Raw genomic sequence first — 19490 nt, 5'->3', positions numbered from 1 at the left:
TGGCTGCATTCACTTCACGGGGCCGGCGTCTCGGTGTCGGGCGCCGGCCCGGGGTCTTGCGTCGCGACACGGCATCCAGCCGCGTCGCATCGGCTCGTGCGGGCGGCGCGCGATCGCGCCCGCCCGCTTCGTTCAGGGCGTCATGGCCGCGAGGGGAAGATGCCTTCCATCGCGATGATGAAGTTGGTGCCGAGGAACGGGTTGCGCAACGGCACCGGTTGGCTGCCGCCTGCGGCGCCCACCGTCACGGGCGGGCTGAAGGGCAACAGTGTCGTGTCGGCCGCATCGGTCGAATACAACGTTCCCGCACGGCCCGCCGCGCCGACCGGCCCCAGCACGCTCGTGGCGCTGGGTGCGCCGGTCACGTTGGTGCTGGCCGCGACCGCCGGAATGGCGACCGTCGCGCTGGCCACGTGCGTGTGCATCGGCATTTGCGTTGACAAGAGGGTCACGTTCTCGGTGCCGGCCACCTCGCCCTGCACGATGGGCGTCAGCCCCGGGCCGTTGCCCATGCCCACCGGGCTGCGGCCCTGGAAGTCGGGCAAGCCGAAGGTGGTCTGCCCGTTGCCGCCGAAGGTCGTGCCCAGCAGCGAAAACAGCGCGGTGTTCTGTGCGATGGACATCTGCTGCCCTTGGCACGACGCCCAGCCGCGCGGCGCGAAGTTGAAACCCACCATCTTGATCTCGCCGAGAAACGGATCGCTCATGTGTTGCCCTCTCCTGGTTGAGTCACTCGCGTGACGATGAAGCGTCGGTGACGCCTGACTCCTCGTGTTCTTGTTTCTTCACATGGAACAGCGCTTCGAGCAGCGGCTCTCCGTCTTCGTCGGGTCCGATGGGGACGAGCAGCAACGCCCATTCGTCGGTGCCCGAACGCACGGCATAGAGCCCCTGGGGGCAGGGCCGCGTCGCTGCCAGTTGCGCGGCATAGCACTCGTAGCGCCGGCTCATCGCCGATGCACGGCGGACGTAGCGCAATTCGGCGCCCAGGGCGGCCTGCCCGTCGAGGGGCACCAACTGGTAGATCTGGCCAAGGTCCGCCTGCAGGCGCGCGAAGCTGGGCACCGCTGATGCGGCGGTGACTTGACGTTCGCTCATGCGCTGCTCGCTTCGAGGGCCACCGACGCAGTGCCAGGCAGGGCATGGCGCCGGTGCATGTGCAGGTACACGCCGTTGTCGGCATGCACGCCGAAGCCCAGCCGGCGGTACAGGCGTCTCGCCGGGTTGTGCGGTTCCACGTGCAGGGCAATGCCGCGTTGATGAGTGTCGGCCCAGGCCGTCAGGTCACGCATCAACGCGCTGCCCAGGCCCTGGCCGCGCCACCCGGGCACGAGGGCGATGTCGATCAGCTTGACCGGGTCTTCGCGTTCGCACCAGTACAGGCGGCCGATGGGCTCGGCCTGGTGACACAGCACCAGGAAGTGGGCGTCCTCGTAGTGCTCGTGGTAGTAGCTGTGCTGGGCGCTGAACTGCTGGGCGAGAAAGGCCGCGCACCGATCTTGTGGCCAGCCGGTCAGGGCCATTTCTTCGGCGCGCGTGTCAGCGTAGAGCGACGCCAGAAACGGCAGGTCCGCATTCGTGGCACGCCGCAGACGCAGATCGCCATGCGCACAGTGCACAAAGGGCTCGGTGCCCAAGGGGCGGGTGAGGGCGGTGTCGGCCCCGACCATTCGCCACTGCTCACAGGGAGGTGTCATCGTTGTGGATGCGAGGCTGCTGAGCCCATGCCTGGGCGCTGGGCGATCCTAGGTGCCGCCTCTGTTTTGAACAACGATGTTTTTTTGGCACGTGCTTGTCTCCGTGAAATGCCAACGAATCCGCGAGGCGGGCGCAAGGAGGCGATGCTCGGCCCGACGCGCCGCCCCTCGCAAGCTGACAAGGTTTGCAGGTTGTCCGCTGGCCGGCTTTCGTGGGTGTGGAAAAGCGGGCTTGCACAGCACTTGTTCGGTATTGCCTTTTTTCTTGCCCTGGGGTGACGCCTGCGTACGCCCGCGCTTGTGTGAAATAACTGTATGGATATACAGTATTCGTCATGAAGCCTCGCTCGCCCCTCGGCGCCCCCCCGACACCCGCCAGCAAGCCGGGTGCGGCGTGTGCGCCACGTCCGCTCGACCCGCTGGCGGCCCTCAAGGGGCGGGGCACGGCGTGGGCCATCGACCATCGGTTCACCACGCGGCAAGGCGAGTCGTTCGATGACGGCTGGGGCTCGCTCGACCAGCACGCCAGCGAAGAACAGCTGCCGCCGGCCACCCAGGTGATCGAAGAAAAGGTCAAGAGCATCCTCACCGGGAACGACTCGCCCGACATCTCGTTCGACCTGTCGATCAATCCCTACCGGGGCTGCGAACACGGCTGCATCTACTGCTTCGCACGCCCGACGCACAGCTACCTCAACATGTCGCCGGGCCTCGACTTCGAAACCCGCATCGTCGCCAAGGTGAATGCCGCCGAGCGGCTGCGCGAGGCTTTCGCCAGTCGCAGCTACGAGCCGCAGTACATCAACATCGGCTCGGCCACCGACGCCTACCAGCCGGTCGAACGCAAGCTGGGCATTACGCGCGGCATTCTTGAAGTGATGAGCGAATGCCGGCACCCGTTTTCGCTGGTCACCAAGTCGTCGGGCATCGAACGCGACCTCGACCTCGTCGGCCCGATGGGGCGCGAGCGGCTGGCGGCGGTGTACGTGTCGGTGACCTCGCTCGACACCGGGCTGTCGCGCATCCTTGAGCCGCGTGCCGCCTCACCGCAGCGGCGGCTCCAGACCATCGAGGCGCTGGCGAAGGCTGGCGTGCCGGTGGGGGTGAGCGTGTCGCCGGTGATTCCCTTCATCAACGAGCCCGAGGTCGAGCGCATTCTCGAAGCGGCCACGGCGGCGGGCGCCACCCGTGCCTTCACGGTGGTGCTGCGTTTGCCCTGGGAGGTGAACCCGCTGTTCCAGCAGTGGCTCGACACCCACTTTCCCGAGCGCGCGGCCCGCGTGATGGCGCGTGTGCGCGAGATGCGTGGCGGCCGCGACTACGACGCCAGCTTCGGCTCCCGCATGCGCGGCGAAGGGGTGTGGGCGCAGTTGTTGTCGCAGCGCTTTCACAAGGCTTGCGCGCGGCTGGGTTTGAACCGCGAGCGCATCGGCCTCGACCTCACGCAGTTTCAGCCGCCGGCGCGACCGCCTGCGCCGAGTGCACAGGCCGAGTTGTTCTGATCCGGCCCAGGCCCTGCGGCAAACGGCCGGCCCGGGCGGATGCCCCAGCTGGGCAGCATTTCACGCAAAAGCGGTTTGCCTTTGCGCGCCGCCCGTCAAGCTGGTGCGGGCACGGGGGCGCGTCACCGAGAATTCGGCCCGCCCCTCATCCACCCTGTTTGCACCGTTCTCAAGCTATGTCGGTTTCAGCGCTGGGCAGTGCGCTTCCTCGATCGCTCGATGCCTTCATCAGCCGCACGGTGGCTCACGGGGCGGCGCCGGTGCCCAATGTGGAGTTGGAGACCCGCGTGCCTGACCTCGGGCCCATCGTGCTCGACATGGGCAATGCGCAGTTCAGCTTCACCGTGTACCCGGGGCCGCGCATGTGGTTCGAGGCGCGCGCGGTCACCGGCACGCAGCTCAACACATCGGCTTGACGCACCACCGCGGGCGCGGGCCCGGCTCGTGCGTTGCCTCGGGGCGGGTCAGGCGGCTTCGAGCCCGCCGCCCTGGCTGGTTCCGGGCAGGGCCGAGGTGCCTTTGCGGAGGAGCGCCGACACATCGCCCAGCGCACTGGGCAGCTTCGGTTCTGCGTTCGCGGGCCGCCCTTCGCGGATGGTCAAGGCCCCGGCCTGCCGGCTGGTGTTGCCCAGGTTGGGCAAGTTGATCGCGGCGCCATAGGTGCTGCGCATGCGCTCGACGCGCAGGGCGAGCTCGGTCGAATCTTCGATCTTGTCGACGTGGCGCTGCAGCGTCAGGCGGGCCAGGTCGATGAGCTTGGCGTTCAGCGTTTCTTCGCCGTGCTGGATGAGCATCTCGACCGCCTTGCGGTGGTAGCCGCGCAGGCCGAAGGTGACCGACTCTTCGGCGAGCTCGCTCACACGCTGGTGGCTGGCACGCACCACGTCGGCAAAGGCTGGAAAGGGCGCTGCGCTTCGCACCAGCAACTCGGTGAGGCTTTTCGAGCAGGCGTGGCGCATCGAGATCGCTTCGATCCAGCCCAACGCTTCTTCGAGCTTGAGCTCGGCCGAGGCCATCAGCGCCAGCAGGGCGACGGCGTTGCACGAGGCCTCGATGTCGAAATCTGCCGCGCGCAGCTCGCTGCCGATCTGCTTGGCCGCCGCGGATGCCGGGCCGATTTGCTTGAGCAGCAGCAGGTTGAGCACGCGCACCACGTCCGTGAAGCGGCGCAGGCGCACGCTCTGCGAGGCCTTCTCGGACGCGTGCGAGAGGTTGTCGAGGCAGCGCTGCAGGCCTTTGCTGTCTTTCTGCAGGAAGCGGCAGAAGCCCAGGATCACCAGCGATTCGTAGTCGAACATCTTCGAGCTGATGCCCAGGCTGGCCGCGCGGTCGAGCATCTTGGAAGCTTCGTCGCGTTCGCCCGAATAGAAGGCCAGCATGCCGAGCTTTTGCAGCCGCGTCAGCGAGCCGGGAGTCATCTGCGTGGCCTGCCGGTAGGTGACCAGCGCCTGTGCGAAATCGCCCTGTTCGACCTGCACACGGCCCATCACGTCGTAGGCATCGACGTAAGTTGGGTGGTCGCCGATCAGGCTTTCGAGTGTGCGGATGGCTTGCTTGGGCTGGTTGGCTTCGATCTGCGCGCGGGCGATGCCCAGCTTGGCCCAGGGCAGCGCGCCGGTTTCGAGCACGGCTTCGTAGAGCTTCTTGGCGGCGTCGTGGTTGCCCTGGCGCAGCAGCAGTTCAGAGCCGATGCGCGCGGCGTACAGCCAGTACTGCTGGCGCGTCGCAAAGCGCTTGAGGCACAGCCGCGCGGCTTCTTCGAAGTCTTGCTCTTCGATGGCGTTGAAGATGTCGGCCAGCGCCTTCTTGCGCGCGCGCGCCTGCAAGATGCGTTCGCCCAGCGCGGTGGCGGTGTGCGGCTTGATCAGGTAGCTGTCGAGCGCCGACTCGGCGGCCTCGGCCACGATGGCGTAGGTGGCGGTGCTGGTGACCATGATGAACACGGTGGCCAGCGGCAGCATCTGGTTGCGGCGCAGGTCGTCGAGCAGGTTCTGCCCCGAGTAGCCGCCTTCGTTGAACTCGTGCTCGCACAGCACCAGGTCGAACGTGCGCGTTTCGAGCTGGCGGCGGGCGTCGGCGATCTTGCTGCACTGCACGACCTGCGCGACACCGAAGTCGCGCAGCTGGTTGGCGAGGATGCTGCGCGATGTCGGGTTGGCGTCGATCACCATCGCCTGGCAGTCTTGAATGTCTCGGTCGAGCAGGCGCACGGCGGCTCCCTCTGCGAAATTGCCGGCTCGGGCCCAACTGCGTCATCGGGCCGGCATGGTCGTTTCGATGGCAGTGCAGACCCCAACAGAAGGCCCGCCTGAGTGCCTTATCGGCGCGAGGGCGCACCACTTGAGTACACGGCGTGGTACGGCGCGGTTTCCGGGCGCCTTTTGCCGTGAAACCCGCGCCAATGCGAGAGATTCGCCCGGAAGGGTCGTGGCCGGGCCGGCGTGGCAGGGGGCTCCTTTTCAGTGCTGCACGCCCTTGCCCAGCCGCACCTGCGTGCCATAGCTGCAGAAGCGGTCGCGCAGGCGGATGGCGCGCAGCTTCATGGCCGCCTCGTCCCGGATCTCGGGACGATGAAGTTCGAGCGTGTGCAGGGCCAGGTCCACCAGCTTGGCGTTGAGTGTCTGTTCGGCAGCCGTCAGCAGCAGTTCGACGGCCTCGCCCGGTTGGCCGCTGAGCGTGTGAGAGACGGCGTCTTCGGCCTGCCCGGTGATTTCTGCGTAGGCCGTGTGGATCACCAGGGTCGCCTCGGGCCGCGACCCGGCCGCGCGGCACAGCAGTTCGGTGGTCGTCTTCGACACGGCGAAGCGCAGGGTGAGGGTCCGCAGGTGCTCGGGTGCTTCGTCGAGGCGCACCTCGTGGGCTTGCAGGCGCGCCATCAGCATCAGCGTGTTGGTGGCGGCCTCGAACTCGAAGCTGGGCTCCTTGGCTTCGGACAGCAGGTCGCGCAGCGCCTGCACGGCGTCGCCCAGGCGCTTTTCGCGCAGCGCCGAAAGCGCCAGGCCGATGGACTCGAAGCGGCGCAACCGGTCGCTGTCGGGCGCGTTCTCGCGTGCGTTCGTGATGAGCCGGCGCGTGCGAACGACCCCGCGCGAGTCGGCCGCATCGAATTGCAGCAGGCACAGCAGCACGAGGCTTTGCAGGTCGAAGGCGCGAGAGTTGAGGCCCAGCACCGAGGCGCGTTCCAAGGCTTGCAGCGCGTCCTGATGCTCGCCCTCGAAGAAGGCCAGCATGCCGAGCTTTTGCATCCGCCCGACGCTGCCGGGCGTGAGCGCGCTGCCGCGTTTCATTGCTTCGAGCGCCTTCGGAAAATCGCCCTGCTCGACGAGCACGCGCGCCATCACGTCGTAGGCGTCCGCGTAGCCCGGCTGGTCGGTCAGCAGGCTTTCGAGCGTGCGCCGCGACTGCATCACCATGCCGGCGACGTACTGCGAGCGCGCGATGCCGAGCTTGGCCCAGGGCAGGGCGCCCGCTTCGAGAATCGCTTCGAACAGCGTCTGCGCCTGCGCGGGCTTGTCCAGCCGCAGATAGCACTCTGCGCCGATGCGCGCGGCCGTGAGCCAGCTCTTGTCGCGCGCGTCGAAGATCTTCTGGCAGACGGCAGCCGCCCCGGCAATGTCGCGCAGTTCCAGCAGCTTGGTGATCTCAAGCAGCGCGTGCTTGCGCTCGCGGGCGCGCTTGAGCCGTTCGCGCAGCGCCTGCTCGGTGTGCGGGCGCAAGAGGTAGCCGTCGAGCGCCGACTCGCAGGCCTCGGCCACCCGCGCGTACCCGGCCTCGGTCGTGATCATCACGAACACCGTGGACAGTGGCAGCAACTGCGCAAGCCGCAGGTCGTCCACCATGTCCTGCCCCGTCATGGCCTCGTCGGGGAAGTAGTAGTCGCACAGCACGACGTCGAAGTGCTGGCTCTCCATCAGCCGGCGCGCTTCCTTGACGCGGCTGGTCTGCACGATGTCGCCGAGGCCGAAGTTGCGCAGCATGCCCGCGAGCATGCTGCGAGAGCTGGGGTTGGCATCGACGATCAGCGCCTTGGCGCGGGTGATCTCGGCATCGAGGAGTTGCATGGGGCCTCCGCTGCAGGCGCGGTGGCAGTTCCCTGCACGCCCGCCGGCGCGCGCCCGGGAAGGGCCCACGCCGTTGGCCGACTATGTGCCGCCAGATCACGCCCATGCAAATAACAACGACGCCGCAAGGGCGTCGTTGTGTGCAGTTGTGGCGGACTTTGCGACCGCGTGGCGAGCTACGCGGGCCGGGTCACTTGAAGAGGTCCTTCACGCGGTTCGTCCAGCTCTTCGCATTGGGCGAATGCCGGTCGGACGACTTGGCGAACGACTCGTCCAGCTCTTTGAGCAGCTTGCGCTGGTGCTCGGTGATCTTGACCGGCGTCTCGACCGACACGTGGCAGTACAGGTCGCCCGGATAGCTCGAGCGCACGCCCTTGATGCCCTTGCCGCGCAGGCGGAAGGTCTTGCCGTGCTGCGTGCCCTCGGGTAGCTCGATCTCGGCCTTGCCGCCCAGCGTGGGCACCTCGATGCTGCCGCCCAGCGCCGCCGTGGTCAGGCCGATCGGTACCGTGCAGTGCAGGTCGTCGCCGTCGCGCTCGAAGATCTCGTGCTGCTTGATGCGGATCTCGATGTACAGGTCACCCGGCGGGCCGCCGTTGGTGCCCGGCTCGCCGTTGCCGGCCGAGCGGATGCGCATGCCTTCGTTGATGCCGGCGGGGATCTTCACCTCCAGCGTCTTGTTCTTCTTGACCTTGCCCTGCCCGTGGCAGGTCGTGCACGGGTCGGGGATCACCTTGCCCGTGCCGTGGCAGTGCGGGCAGGTCTGCTGGATGCTGAAGAAGCCCTGGCGCATGTGCACCGTGCCCGAGCCATTGCAGCTCGAACAGGTCTTGGCGCTGGTGCCGGGCTTGGCGCCGGTGCCGCTGCAGGTGGTGCACTCGTCCCAGCTCGGGATGCGGATCTGCGTCTCTTTGCCCTTGGCCGCCTCTTCGAGCGAGATCTCCATCGCGTAGCTCAGGTCGCTGCCGCGGTAGACCTGCTGGCCCCCGCGCCGACCGCCCTGGCCGCCACCGCTGAAGATGTCGCCGAAGATGTCGCCAAAGGCCTCGGCGAACCCGCCGAAGCCCTCGGCCCCCGGGCCGCCGGGGCGGAAGCCGCCCACGTTCGGGTCCACGCCCGCATGCCCGTACTGGTCGTAGGCGGCCCGCTTTTGCGCGTCCGAGAGCATCTCGTAGGCCTCTTTGACCTCCTTGAACTGCTCTTCGGCCACCTTCGCACCCTCGCCCTGGTTGCGGTCGGGGTGGTACTTCATGGCCAGCTTGCGGTAGGCCTTCTTGATGTCGTCGTCGGAGGCGTTCTTCGCCACGCCGAGGACTTCGTAGTAGTCACGCTTTGCCATGTCGCTTGCGCTTCAAAAAATGGAAAGCCCCCGGGGGCTGGGCCCACGGGGGTCGAGTCGCCGAGCCGAGAGCAACGGCGCCGCTTTCTGCAGGTGGGCAGACGTCCCGGGACCGGGGCTTACTTGTTGTCCTTCACTTCCTTGAAGTCGGCATCGACGACGTTGTCGTCGGCCGGCTTGCTCGATGCCGATTGCGCACCGCCCGAGGTCTGGGCCGATTCCGGCTGTGCGCCGGCCGCTGCGGCCGCCGCTTGCGCGTCGGCGTAGACCTTCTCGCCCAGCTTCTGGCTGGCGCTGATCAGGGCTTCGCTCTTGGCGTCGATGGCGGCCTTGTCTTCGCCCTTCAAGGCTTCTTCGGCTTCGGTCAGCGCGGCTTCGATCTTCTCTTTCTCGCCGGCATCGAGCTTCTCGGCATGCTCGGTCAGCGACTTGCGCACGCTGTGCACCAAGGCGTCGAGCTGGTTGCGCGACTGCACGAGTTCGAGCTTCTTCTTGTCCTCGGCCGCGTTCAGTTCGGCGTCCTTCACCATCTTCTGGATCTCTTCTTCCGAGAGGCCCGAGTTCGCCTTGATGGTGATCTTGTTCTCTTTGCCGGTGCCCTTGTCCTTGGCGCTCACGTGCAGGATGCCGTTGGCGTCGATGTCGAAGGTGACCTCGATCTGCGGCGTGCCGCGTTGCGAGGGCGGGATGCCTTCCAGGTTGAACTCGCCCAGGCTCTTGTTGCCCGAAGCCATTTCGCGTTCGCCCTGGTAGACCTTGATGGTCACGGCCGGCTGGTTGTCCTCGGCGGTCGAGAAGGTCTGCGCGAACTTGGTCGGGATGGTCGTGTTCTTCTGGATCATCTTGGTCATCACGCCGCCCAGGGTCTCGATGCCCAGGCTCAGCGGGGTGACGTCGAGCAGCAGCACGTCCTTGCGGTCGCCGGCCAGCACTTGGCCCTGGATGGCGGCGCCGACGGCCACGGCTTCGTCAGGGTTGACGTCCTTGCGCGGCTCTTTGCCGAAGAATTCTTTGACCTTGTCCTGCACCTTGGGCATGCGGGTCATGCCACCGACCAGGATCACGTCGTCGATCTGGCTGACCTGCACGCCGGCGTCCTTGATGGCCGTGCGGCACGGCGCGATGGTGCGCTCGATCAGCTCTTCGACCAGCGATTCGAGCTTGGCGCGCGTGAGCTTGATGTTCAGGTGCTTCGGGCCCGAGGCATCGGCCGTGATGTACGGCAGGTTGATGTCGGTCTGCGCGCTGTTGCTCAGTTCGATCTTGGCCTTCTCGGCGGCTTCTTTCAGGCGCTGCAGGGCCAGCACGTCCTTCGACAGGTCCACGCCTTGTTCCTTTTTGAACTCGGCAATGATGTAGTCGATGATGCGTTGGTCGAAGTCTTCGCCACCCAGGAAGGTGTCGCCGTTGGTCGAGAGCACTTCGAACTGCTTCTCGCCATCGACGTCGGCGATCTCGATGATCGAGATGTCGAAGGTGCCGCCACCCAGGTCGTACACGGCGATCTTGCGGTCACCCTTGCCGGCCTTGTCGAGGCCGAAGGCCAGCGCCGCGGCGGTCGGCTCGTTGATGATGCGCTTGACGTCGAGGCCGGCGATGCGGCCGGCGTCCTTCGTGGCCTGGCGCTGCGCGTCGTTGAAGTACGCGGGCACCGTGATCACGGCTTCGGTGACCGTCTCGCCCAGGTAGTCCTCGGCGGTCTTCTTCATCTTGCGCAGCACTTCGGCGCTGATCTGCGGCGGCGCCAGCTTCTGGCCACGCACTTCGACCCACGCGTCGCCGTTGTCGGCTTGCGCAATGGTGTAGGGCATCAGGTCGATGTCCTTCTGCACTTCTTTCTCGGTGAACTTGCGGCCGATCAGGCGCTTCACCGCGTACAGCGTGTTGCGCGGGTTCGTGACGGCCTGGCGCTTGGCCGAAGCGCCGACGAGGATCTCGCCGTCTTCCTGGTAGGCAATGATCGACGGCGTGGTGCGCGCACCTTCGCTGTTCTCGATCACCTTGGTGGTGTTGCCTTCCATGATGGCCACGCACGAGTTCGTGGTGCCCAAGTCGATGCCGATGATTTTTGCCATTTGAGTTCTCCTGAAAGCCTGAAATCTGGATGTGTTCGAGTTGTGGACAAGTGCGGGCTTTTCAATGGGCCGGCGCTTGTGGATGAGTGTGTTGCTTGATCTGCCTCAGCGGGGTGGCCTCACTTCGGCGCCGAGACCGTGACCAGCGCCGGGCGCAGCACACGTTCGGCGATGAGGTAGCCCTTCTGCAAGACGGTGACCACCGTGTTGGCCTCTTGCTCGGCCGGAATCACGCTGATCGCCTGGTGCTGGTGCGGGTCGAACTTCGTGCCCGCGCCGGGGTTGATCTCGATGACCTTGTTGCGCTCAAGCGCCTGGGCCAGCTGGCGCAGCGTGGCGTGCACGCCTTCGAGCAATTGCTCGGGTGTCGCGGCCTGGATGGCGATGGCGGCCTCCAGGCTGTCTTTCACCGGCAGCAGGCTGTCGGCAAAGCCCTCGACGGCAAACTTGCGCGCCTTCGACACTTCTTCTTCGGCGCGGCGGCGGGTGTTCTCGGCCTCGGCCTTGGCACGCAAGTAGGCGTCGGACATCTCGGCCAGGCGGCCTTCCAAATCTTTCACCGGGTCGGCCAACGCGGCGCCCAAATTTGAAGTTTCAGTTTCGGAAGTTGCCGTAGCTTGTTGATCTGGTTGCATGTTTTCGGGGTTTTGCATGTCGTGAAGCCTTTCCGGTTGGCCGGCACATGGGGCCGGCGCGGAACAATTCAAGGCCCGATCGACTCTCGGGCCATCCGCTCGGTGACGGGGGTCAAGTGGAGGTGTCGTCGATCGACGCGCTCCAGCGGTTCCAGTCCGCCAGCTCGCGCCGGTTGCGTTTGGTGGGCCGGCCCTGCGCGATGCTGCTGGCCGGCTCGGGCGCGAGCTTGCGTTGCGCGGCTGCCTGTTCGCGCTGCGCGATGCTCTCGGGCGTCTCTTCGTACAAGGCCTGGGCCACCGGCGCCGGCCCGCGCACCTGGCTCAGGCCGCGCACGAGCACCGTGCGGCGCGCCGGGCCTTGCGGCAGCTCGACGGTGTCGCCCAGGTGCAGCTCGCGTGAGGCCTTGGCGGTCTGGCCGTTGACCTCGACGCGGCCCTTGCCGATCTCGTCGGCCGCGAGGCTGCGCGTCTTGTAGAAGCGCGCGGCCCACAGCCACTTGTCCAGCCTCATTGCGCGGCCCCGCGTTCGAGCGCGCGGCGGCGCGACGCCTCCAGCGCGGCGGCGTCGGGCGCCGTCGGCCAGCCGGCCATGTGGCGCAGGGCGATGTCGGCCAGTGCGGCCATCCACGCCGGGCTGTCGTTCAGGCAGGGCAGGTAGTGGAAGTCCTGCCCGCCGGCTTTGAGGAAAGCCTCGCGGGCTTCCATGTTGATTTCTTCGAGTGTTTCCAGGCAGTCGGCGGTGAAGCCGGGGCACATCACGTCCACCCGCTTCGCACCTTGCTTGGCCAGCTCGACCAGGGTCGGCTCGGTGTAGGGCTGCAGCCATTCGGCCTTGCCGAAGCGGCTCTGGAAGGTCACGACGATCTCGCCCGGCTTCAGGCCCAGGCGTTCGCCGACCAGGCGCGCGGTCTTCAGGCATTCGCAGTGGTACGGGTCGCCCAACAGCAGCGTGCGCTTGGGCATGCCGTGGAAGCTCATTACCAGCTTGTCGGGGCGGCCGTGGCGCATCCAGTGGTCGGTGACGCTCTTGGCCAGCGCGTTGACGTAGCCGGCGTCGTCGCCATAGCGCGCCACGAAGCGCAGCTCGGGCACGGTGCGCACGCGCTGCGCCCACCCGTGCACCATGTCGCCCACGCTGGCGGTGGTCGCGCCGCAGTACTGCGGGTAGAGCGGCAGCACCAGCACGCGGTCGGCGCCGGCGGCCTTCAGCTCGTCGAGCACCTGCGGGATGGCGGGCGAGCCATAGCGCATGGCGTGCCGCACCATCACCGGGTGGCCGCGTTCGCCCAGGTAGCCGGCGAGCAGCTTGGCCTGCTTCTCGGTCCACACCGCGAGCGGCGCGCCCTCGGGCATCCACACGCTGGCGTACTTGGCGGCCGACTTGGCCGGCCGCACGCGCAGGATGATCCCGTGCAGGATGGGCCACCACGCGAGCTTCGGGATCTCGATGACGCGCGGGTCGCTCAGAAACTGCGCCAGGTAGCGCCGCACCGCCGAGGGCGTCGCCGCGTCGGGCGTGCCCAGGTTGCACAACAGGATCGCCGTGCGCGATGGCTGGCCGTGGGGGCGGGCGGGCTCGCGTTGAAAGGGCATGACGGGCGTCGGCACAGGCGGGACAGGGTGGGGCGGCGATTATCGGCCGTGCCCAAGCCCCTCGGCACAATCGCCCCGACATGACCGCCACACCTGCTTCTGCCGACGACACGCAGCGCCCGCTGGAGTTCGCGCTCTACCGCATCCTCGGCAACAGCCTGCCGCCGCGCCACGGGCCGGGCGACACGCTGGCGCTGCTGCGCTTCACGCTCGAACACGAACCCGCGCTCGACGGTTGCCGCAAGCACTGGGTGCTCAACCGCATCGCCGACCCGCAGCTCGAAGCGGCCTGCATCGCGCTGATCGAGGCCGCGCAGCTGCCCTACATCCGCCTGCCTTTCGAGCTGCACCGCTACGCGCGCCGCTTCAACGACATCTCGGATCTGCCCGCCGGCTACGAACGCCTCGACCCCGCGCACAGCGACGCGGCCTTCAGCGCATCGACCTTCGCCCTCGAATGGAAGCTGCGCCACAAGAGCCTCTACGCCATCGGCCTGAACGAAGCGCGCAACGCCGCGCTCGACGCCGGCCGGGCCATCGCCCGCTGGACGCTGCCCTGGGACGGCGCCTGCTTCCTCACCGCCGAGGCCTGGCAGCACGTGCGCGAGGGCGCGCGCCAGGCCGACGCGGCGGCGCTGCACCTCGTCGTGCCGCTGGCCCGCGTGCGCGATGGCTCGGCGCTCTTGAAGCCCGGCTTTCGTGCCGAAGGCCTGACCGAACCGCAACTCGGCTTTCGCTTCGACAGCCGCGAACGCTTCGACGAACACCTGCGCTACGGCAACCTCAACAAGGCGGCCTTGCTGCAGCGCCTGGGTGTGCCCGGGCCCTGGCAGAACTGGCGCGGCGCCGGGTGGGACACCGTCTCGGCCGAGGCCCTGCAGCGCCCAAGCCCCGAGCGCCAGCGCTTCGTGTCGGTGGGCTGGGTGGCGCGGCTTCCGTCCGGTGGCGACGAGCGCATCGAAGCCCACGAGCGGCTGCGCTGGCGGGCGCGCTTCCTCGGCGTCGAAGGTCTGTGCCGCAAACTCGATGCCCGCGTCGTGGCGGCCAACATCGGCCCCGGGCGCTTGCTGTGCCACGACGAATCGGCCCTGGCGGCCGCCACGCACGGCCCCTGGGCCACCGCGCTTCTCGCCCGCGTGCGGGCCGCCGCCCAGGATGCGCCGCCCTCGGTGCGCGACAAAACCGGCTGCGCGTCCAGCGGCGATGCGGCGGACTATTTCAGCGTCGCGCCCTACTTCCATGCCGACGCGGGCACGGCGACGGTTCAGCTGCGCGACGGTGTTCGCAGCGAGGCCGCCACGGCGGGTACTGCCGCCAGCCAGGCCACCGACCGCCCCGCGCTCGACCGCTTCGTGCGCGGGGTGTGCACCGCCGCGCTGGCCGGGCGGCTGAGCGACGACGCCCAGGCCTTTGCGCAGGCCGCGCGCTGGCTGCGCGCCTGGTTCATCGACCCGGCCACGCGCATGAACCCGCACCGGCGCCACGCGCAGGTCGTGCCCGGAGCCACGGCTGGCCAAGTCTGGGGCGTGGTGGAGTTTCGCGGCCTCGTGCCCGTGCTCGATGCCATCACGCTCACGCATCGGGCTGGCGCTTTGAGCGATGCCGATCTGGCCGCCATCCACGCGTGGTGGGCCGAGTTTTCAGCCGACCTCGCCCGCAGCCGCGCGGGCCAGGAGCCGAACAACATCGCCGTCTGGCACGACCTGCTCGCAGCGGCCGTGGCGGCCTTTCTCGGCGACCCCGCCGGCGCGGCGCGGGTGCTGTCCGACGTGCCGCTGCACCTGGCCACGCAGCTCGGCCCCTTCGGCGCGCCCGTGCACGAGCTGCGCCGCACGCGGCCGCTGCACTACGGGCTGTTTCTCGCGCACGCGCTGGCGGCCACGGCCTGGCTCGGCCGCCGCTTGGGCATCGACCTGTGGCAATGCGCGGCTTCTCAGCACCGCAGCCCCGCGATGCTGGTGCGCTTTCTTGCGCTGAACGGCCGGCTGCTCGGCGACCACGCCGACGACCCGGCTGGCTTTGCGCGCCGCGTCGCGCAACTGCGTGCGCTGGTGCCGGCCGATGCGGTGCATGCCGAGGCCTTGCCCGACCTCGCGCTGCCGCTGCCCGCGCCGCAAGCCGGCGCAGACGACCTGGCCCGCGACCTCACCGAAGGCCTGCTGCCCTTCTTCGCAGCGTTCGGCGTGCCCGCTACGGGCGCCGCCGACCTCAGCCGGGCGGCGGCGAGCGGCTGATCAGGGCTTCGATCTCGGCCAGCACGGCGGCGATGTCCACCGGCTTCGTCCAGTAGCCGATGAAGCCGGCCTCGTAGGCCCGCTGCACGTCGTCGGGCATCGCGTCGGCCGAGCACATGTAGGCCGGCGTCGTGGCCAGTCCGGGCAGGGCGCGCAGCTCGCGCAGCACGTCGAAGCCCGACATGCCGGGCAGGTGCGCGTCGAGCACCAGCACCTCGGGCAGCCACTCGCGCACCAGTTCGAGCGCCTCTTCGCCGTCTTCGGCGATGCGCAGCTCGATGCGATGGCTGTGCACGCGCAGCGCCTCTTCGAACAGCAGGGCGTTGATGCGGTTGTCTTCGACGTAGAGCATGCGCAGCGGCGCGCGCGGGGCCGCTGCCTCGGTGGGGATGACGTCGGGTGGGGGCATGGTGTCCGGGGTCGATGTGGGCAGCGCGTCGCGTTGCAAGACGATGCGCACGCGGGTGCCGCGCTTGGGCTGGCTGCTCACTTCGAGCCGGCCCCCGATCGCCTGCGTGAGGCTGCGCGCGATGATGAGCCCCAGGCCCGTGCCCTCGACGCCCGAGGTCTCGTAGCCCAGCCGCTCGAAGGGCTGAAAGAGCCGGCTCATCTGCTCGGCGGTCATGCCCACGCCGGTGTCTTCGATGTTCAGGGCGATGCGGCTCTTGCCGATGGCTTCGCTCTCGATGCGCACCTTGCCGCCAGTTCGGTTGTATTTGATGGCGTTCGAAATGATGTTGAGCAGCACCTGGCGCAGGCGCTGGGCATCGGCCCGCACCCAGGCGTTGCTGGGCAGGCGGATGTCGAATTGCACCTCGTGCTCGCGCGCCATCGGCGTGATCAGCTCGACCGCGCCGGCCACCGCTTCGTCGAGCGCGAGCGGCCGCATGTCAAGCGCGAAGGCGCCTTCTTCGACCTTCTGCAGGTCGAGCACGTCGTTGATCAGGGCCAGCAGGTGCTGCCCGGCGGTCAGCACGTGGTCGGCATAGGCGCGCAGCTTGTCGGGTTCGATGTGGTTCGCGTCCAGGCGCAGCAGCTGCGAAAAGCCGATCACCGCGTTCAAGGGCGTGCGCATCTCGTGGCTCATGCGTGAAAGAAATTCGCTCTTGGCCTGGCTGGCGAGTTCGGCCGCCTGCTTGTCACGCAGCACCTGTTCGGCCTGGCGGTCGTGCGTGATGTCGGTGCGCGTGCCCACCAGCCGCAAGGGCATGCCCTGCGGGTCGCGCTCGACCACCTTGCCGCGGTCGAGCACCCACAGGTCGTGCCCGTCGCGGTGGCGCAGCCGGTGTTCGGATTGGTAGAACGGCGTTTCACCCCGCAGGTGACGGCGCAGCTCGCTCATCACGCGCTCGATGTCGTCGGGGTGGACGCGCGAGGTCCACTCTTCGATCGAGCTGCCGATCTCGTCGTCGCTGCAGCCGATCATCTGCTTCCAGCGCGGCGAGTAGAACATGGTGTTCGTGCGCGCGTCCCAGTCCCACACGCCGTCGCCCGAGCCCTCGAGCGCGAAGTTCCAGCGCTCTTCAGCCAGTTTCAGGGCCTGCTCGGCGGCGCGCTGCTGGCTGATGTCGCGCGTGACGTAAAGCACCCGCTTGCCGGGCATCGGCGAGATGCGCGCCTCGAACGAGCGGTTGACCCCGTCGAGCGTGGTCAGCGCGTATTCGATGCGCTGCACCTCGTCTTCTTTCAGCGCACGGGCGATGGCGGGCAGCGCGAGGTCGGCCACGTACTGCGGCACACCCGCGGTGAAGGGCTGGCCCTTCACGTCGTGCCAGTGGTGGGCCAGCAGGGGGTGGTGGTCGTCGCTGCATTCGAGGTACACGCCCTCGGCGTCGAACACGAACCACAGGTCGGGCACCGCCTCCACCACCGCGCTCAGCTTGGCCTGCCACTCGCGCAGCTGCGCCTGCCGCTCGGCGAGGGTCAACTCGGCGCGCTTGCGCGCGGTGATGTCCACCGACAGGTGCACGACGCTGCCATCGGGCAGGCGCCGCGCGCTCACCAGCACCCAGCGGTCGCGCCAGCGCACTTCGTGCTGCTCGCCGGCCGTCGAGACGATCCCCAGCCGCCAGGCGATGAATTCTTCTTCGCGGCCCTTGGCGTCCGGGTAGTCGCCTGCGTAGACCATCTGGCGGACCATCTCGCGCCAGTTGGCCTGCCCAGGCAGACGGCGCAGGCTCGCGCGCCAGATGGCGTTCGAGCGCAGCACGCGGTCGTCGCGGTCACTGATCATCACGCCTGCGCTCAGGCTTTCGAGCGCGTCGCTCAGCAGTTGCTCGGCGCGCTGGGCCGCACTTTGCGCCTTGAGTTGTTCGGTGATGTTGGTGGTGGCGCCGCGGTAGCCGCGAAACGCGCCGCGGCTGTCGAACACCGGCACGCCGCTGATGCGCGTGGCGACCACGCCCTTGGGCGTGGTGCGTTCGGTGATCAGGTCGCGGAAGGGCTCCTGCTTGGCGCGCCGTTCCATGAAGTGGTCCCACGAGCGCGACGGGTCGGCATCGCTCGGGCGGTTGATCTCGGGCATGGTCAGCCCGATGTCGGCCGAGGGCGGCCGGCCGGTGTGGGCCTCGATGCTGTCCGACACCCAGGTGACGCGGCCATGCTCATTCGTTTCCCAGAGCCAGTCGCTGCTCGACAGGCTGGCGGTGCGCAGTCGTGCGTTTTGCAGCCGCAGGCGGCGCTCGCGCAGGCGCGCTTCGAGCAGCCCGCTGGTTATGCGGGCGAGTTCTTGGAGCGACTTGATCTGCGCTTCGCCCAGGCGCTGGGCCGCCAACCCGGCCACGGCAAGGCCGCCCACGCGGTGGCCTTCGGCCTCGACCGGCAGCCCCAGGTAATAGCGCAAGCCCGGCGCGCCAGTTACGAGCGGCATCGACGCAAAGCGTGGGTCGTCGCGGCAGTCGGGCACCTCGAGCACGTCGGCCACGTGCAGCGTGTGGTTGCACAGCGCCAGGCCGCGCGGCACTTCGGTGGCCTCGAGGCCGCTCTTGGCGACCAGCCACACGTGGGCGTCGTCCACCAGAGCGAGCCAGGCCATCGGCAGACCGGCTTGCTGAGCTGCCAGTCGGGTCACGGCCTCGAAGGCCTCGGGCGTTTCGCCGCCGACGAGGTGCAACTCGTCCACGACACGCAGGCGTTCCGATTCGTCGGACGGTGCAGTGGTGTCGTTCATGAACGGCGGGGGGTGAACAGAGCCCATCAGGGCGCCGAATGTATCGGAGGGCCTTGGGGCGATCTCTTGGCGCTTGCCCTCGGTTGTTTCACGTGCAAGCCGCAAATGTGTGAAACCTAACGCGGTGCTGCTTCAGTGGCGCAAAAGGGGAGCTGCCAGAAGGGTCAGGCGAGGATGTCCAGCGGCGACTGCGGCTGCGTGTCCGAGAACTTCAGCACCTCGAAGCGCACGCACGGGGCCGTCGGGTCGAGCAGCGAGGCACCCAGCCCGAGCGAGCCGCTGCCGTGCAGCGTGCAGGTGCCCCGGCGCAGCACGACGATTTCGGAGTCGTTGTCGAAGCGCACGTAGGTGCCGTTGAAGCTGAGGTCGGTGAGCTGGAAGGTGCCGCCGTGCCAGTCGATGCGTGCATGCGAGCGCGACACGCGCGAGTCGTCGATGCAATAGGTCGCCTGCGGGCTGCGGCCCAGCACCACCGGCAGGCTCGGGCCGGCGAAGATGCGGTTGATGTCCAGCCACACGAGGCGCACGCCTTCGGGCTCGGCCGTGGGCACAAGGTCGCCGTACGCGGTGGCGGCGGTGTCGCCGAAGCGCCGGCTCTCGATGAGAAACACGTGCACCGGTTCAACGCGGCCACGCAGCTGCATGCGGTCCAGGCTGCGAAAGCGCGAGCGCGTGTCTTCGTCCTGCTCGCCGAGCACGCTGACGGTGGCCAGCGTTTCGTTGTCGCCCGCGTGGTCGAGCAGGCGGGCAGCCACGTTGACGGCGTCGCCGAAGCAATCGCCGGCCATTTCGATCACCTCGCCCTGGGCGATGCCGACCTGCAGCTTGAGCACTGGTGCTCGCGTCAGCGCGACCGGCTCGTTGCCGCTGCCGATGCGGTCGAGCGAGTCGTGCATCTCGTCGGCGGCGGCCACGGCCTGGGCGGCGTTCGCGAACACCGCCATCAGGCCGTCGCCCAGCGTCTTGACGACCACGCCGCCATGCGCCACGACGATCTGCCCGACCAGGGCCACGCTGCGGGTGACGACCGTGGTCGCCTCGGTGTTGCCGAGCGTCTCGTACAGCGAGGTGCTGCCGCGCAGGTCCGCAAACAGGACGGTGCGCTGAAGAATCTGCGTCATGCGTTCGAGTCTATCGCCGTGAAACGTGAAAAAGCCCCGGTATTGCTACCGGGGCTTGGCGTCA

The 19490-nt window shown here is 68.2% G+C and carries 15 protein-coding genes; 3 read left to right on the top strand and 12 right to left on the bottom strand.

What is annotated here, in order from left to right:
• Nucleotides 1-140: 140 nt before the first annotated feature.
• Genes AC1KAT_RS01030 through AC1KAT_RS01020 form a run of 3 tightly spaced genes read right to left on the bottom strand, consistent with a single transcriptional unit; the run spans nucleotide 141 to nucleotide 1697 of the window.
• Entirely contained in the window at nucleotides 141-707 is a 567-nt protein-coding gene (locus tag AC1KAT_RS01030) for a phage tail protein (protein ID WP_480321875.1), read from the bottom strand.
• 22 nt (nucleotides 708-729) lie between these two features.
• A complete protein-coding gene (locus AC1KAT_RS01025) occupies nucleotides 730-1098 on the bottom strand; it encodes a DUF6916 family protein (protein WP_480321873.1) in 369 nt (122 codons plus the stop codon).
• The gene (locus AC1KAT_RS01020; protein WP_480321871.1) at nucleotides 1095-1697 is read right to left on the bottom strand and encodes a GNAT family N-acetyltransferase; all 603 of its coding nucleotides are present in this window, start codon (nucleotides 1695-1697) and stop codon (nucleotides 1095-1097) included. The genes AC1KAT_RS01025 and AC1KAT_RS01020 overlap by 4 nt, the downstream gene beginning before the upstream one ends.
• A gap of 335 nt (nucleotides 1698-2032) precedes the next feature.
• Here AC1KAT_RS01020 and AC1KAT_RS01015 point away from each other — a divergent pair, with 335 nt between their 5' ends.
• Complete coding sequence (locus AC1KAT_RS01015; protein ID WP_480321869.1) at nucleotides 2033-3199, top strand: PA0069 family radical SAM protein; 1167 nt, start codon at nucleotides 2033-2035, stop codon at nucleotides 3197-3199.
• Between the two features lie 287 nt (nucleotides 3200-3486).
• Entirely contained in the window at nucleotides 3487-3615 is a 129-nt protein-coding gene (locus tag AC1KAT_RS01010) for a hypothetical protein (protein ID WP_480321867.1), read from the top strand.
• A gap of 48 nt (nucleotides 3616-3663) precedes the next feature.
• Here AC1KAT_RS01010 and AC1KAT_RS01005 read toward each other — a convergent pair whose 3' ends face one another.
• The 7 genes from AC1KAT_RS01005 to hemH all read right to left on the bottom strand — a co-directional run bounded on the left by AC1KAT_RS01005 (nucleotide 3664) and on the right by hemH (nucleotide 12902).
• Nucleotides 3664-5409: a tetratricopeptide repeat protein gene (locus AC1KAT_RS01005; protein ID WP_480321865.1), complete on the bottom strand. Its 1746-nt coding sequence runs from the start codon at nucleotides 5407-5409 to the stop codon at nucleotides 3664-3666.
• Nucleotides 5410-5658: 249 nt separating this feature from the next.
• Nucleotides 5659-7260 (bottom strand): response regulator, encoded by a 1602-nt coding sequence (locus tag AC1KAT_RS01000; protein ID WP_480321863.1) that lies wholly within the window; start codon nucleotides 7258-7260, stop codon nucleotides 5659-5661.
• Nucleotides 7261-7450: 190 nt separating this feature from the next.
• Complete coding sequence (dnaJ, locus tag AC1KAT_RS00995; RefSeq protein ID WP_480321861.1) at nucleotides 7451-8599, bottom strand: molecular chaperone DnaJ; 1149 nt, start codon at nucleotides 8597-8599, stop codon at nucleotides 7451-7453.
• Between the two features lie 119 nt (nucleotides 8600-8718).
• Complete coding sequence (dnaK, locus tag AC1KAT_RS00990; RefSeq protein ID WP_480321859.1) at nucleotides 8719-10674, bottom strand: molecular chaperone DnaK; 1956 nt, start codon at nucleotides 10672-10674, stop codon at nucleotides 8719-8721.
• A 119-nt stretch (nucleotides 10675-10793) separates the two neighbouring features.
• Entirely contained in the window at nucleotides 10794-11327 is a 534-nt protein-coding gene (grpE, locus tag AC1KAT_RS00985) for a nucleotide exchange factor GrpE (RefSeq protein WP_480321857.1), read from the bottom strand.
• Nucleotides 11328-11421: 94 nt separating this feature from the next.
• Complete coding sequence (locus AC1KAT_RS00980; protein ID WP_480321855.1) at nucleotides 11422-11820, bottom strand: RNA-binding S4 domain-containing protein; 399 nt, start codon at nucleotides 11818-11820, stop codon at nucleotides 11422-11424.
• Nucleotides 11817-12902: a ferrochelatase gene (gene hemH / locus AC1KAT_RS00975; protein WP_480321853.1), complete on the bottom strand. Its 1086-nt coding sequence runs from the start codon at nucleotides 12900-12902 to the stop codon at nucleotides 11817-11819. The genes AC1KAT_RS00980 and hemH overlap by 4 nt, the downstream gene beginning before the upstream one ends.
• Before the next feature lie 80 nt (nucleotides 12903-12982).
• On the opposite strand from hemH, the gene AC1KAT_RS00970 reads away from it, so the two are divergent.
• Entirely contained in the window at nucleotides 12983-15136 is a 2154-nt protein-coding gene (locus AC1KAT_RS00970; protein WP_480321851.1) for an alginate lyase family protein, read from the top strand.
• Here the strand turns inward: AC1KAT_RS00970 and AC1KAT_RS00965 are convergent.
• Together AC1KAT_RS00965 and AC1KAT_RS00960 are read right to left on the bottom strand one after the other, a co-directional pair.
• Nucleotides 15111-18305: a hybrid sensor histidine kinase/response regulator gene (locus AC1KAT_RS00965; protein ID WP_480321849.1), complete on the bottom strand. Its 3195-nt coding sequence runs from the start codon at nucleotides 18303-18305 to the stop codon at nucleotides 15111-15113. The two genes, AC1KAT_RS00970 and AC1KAT_RS00965, sit on opposite strands and share 26 nt — an antisense overlap.
• A gap of 164 nt (nucleotides 18306-18469) precedes the next feature.
• Nucleotides 18470-19426 carry an FHA domain-containing protein gene (locus AC1KAT_RS00960; protein WP_480321847.1) on the bottom strand — a complete coding sequence of 319 codons (957 nt, stop codon included), beginning with the start codon at nucleotides 19424-19426 and terminating at the stop codon, nucleotides 18470-18472.
• Nucleotides 19427-19490 lie beyond the last annotated feature (64 nt).

This window comes from Piscinibacter sp. PDB5-1, from assembly GCF_056676035.1.
This window is presented reverse-complemented; position numbering and strand designations above follow the sequence as displayed.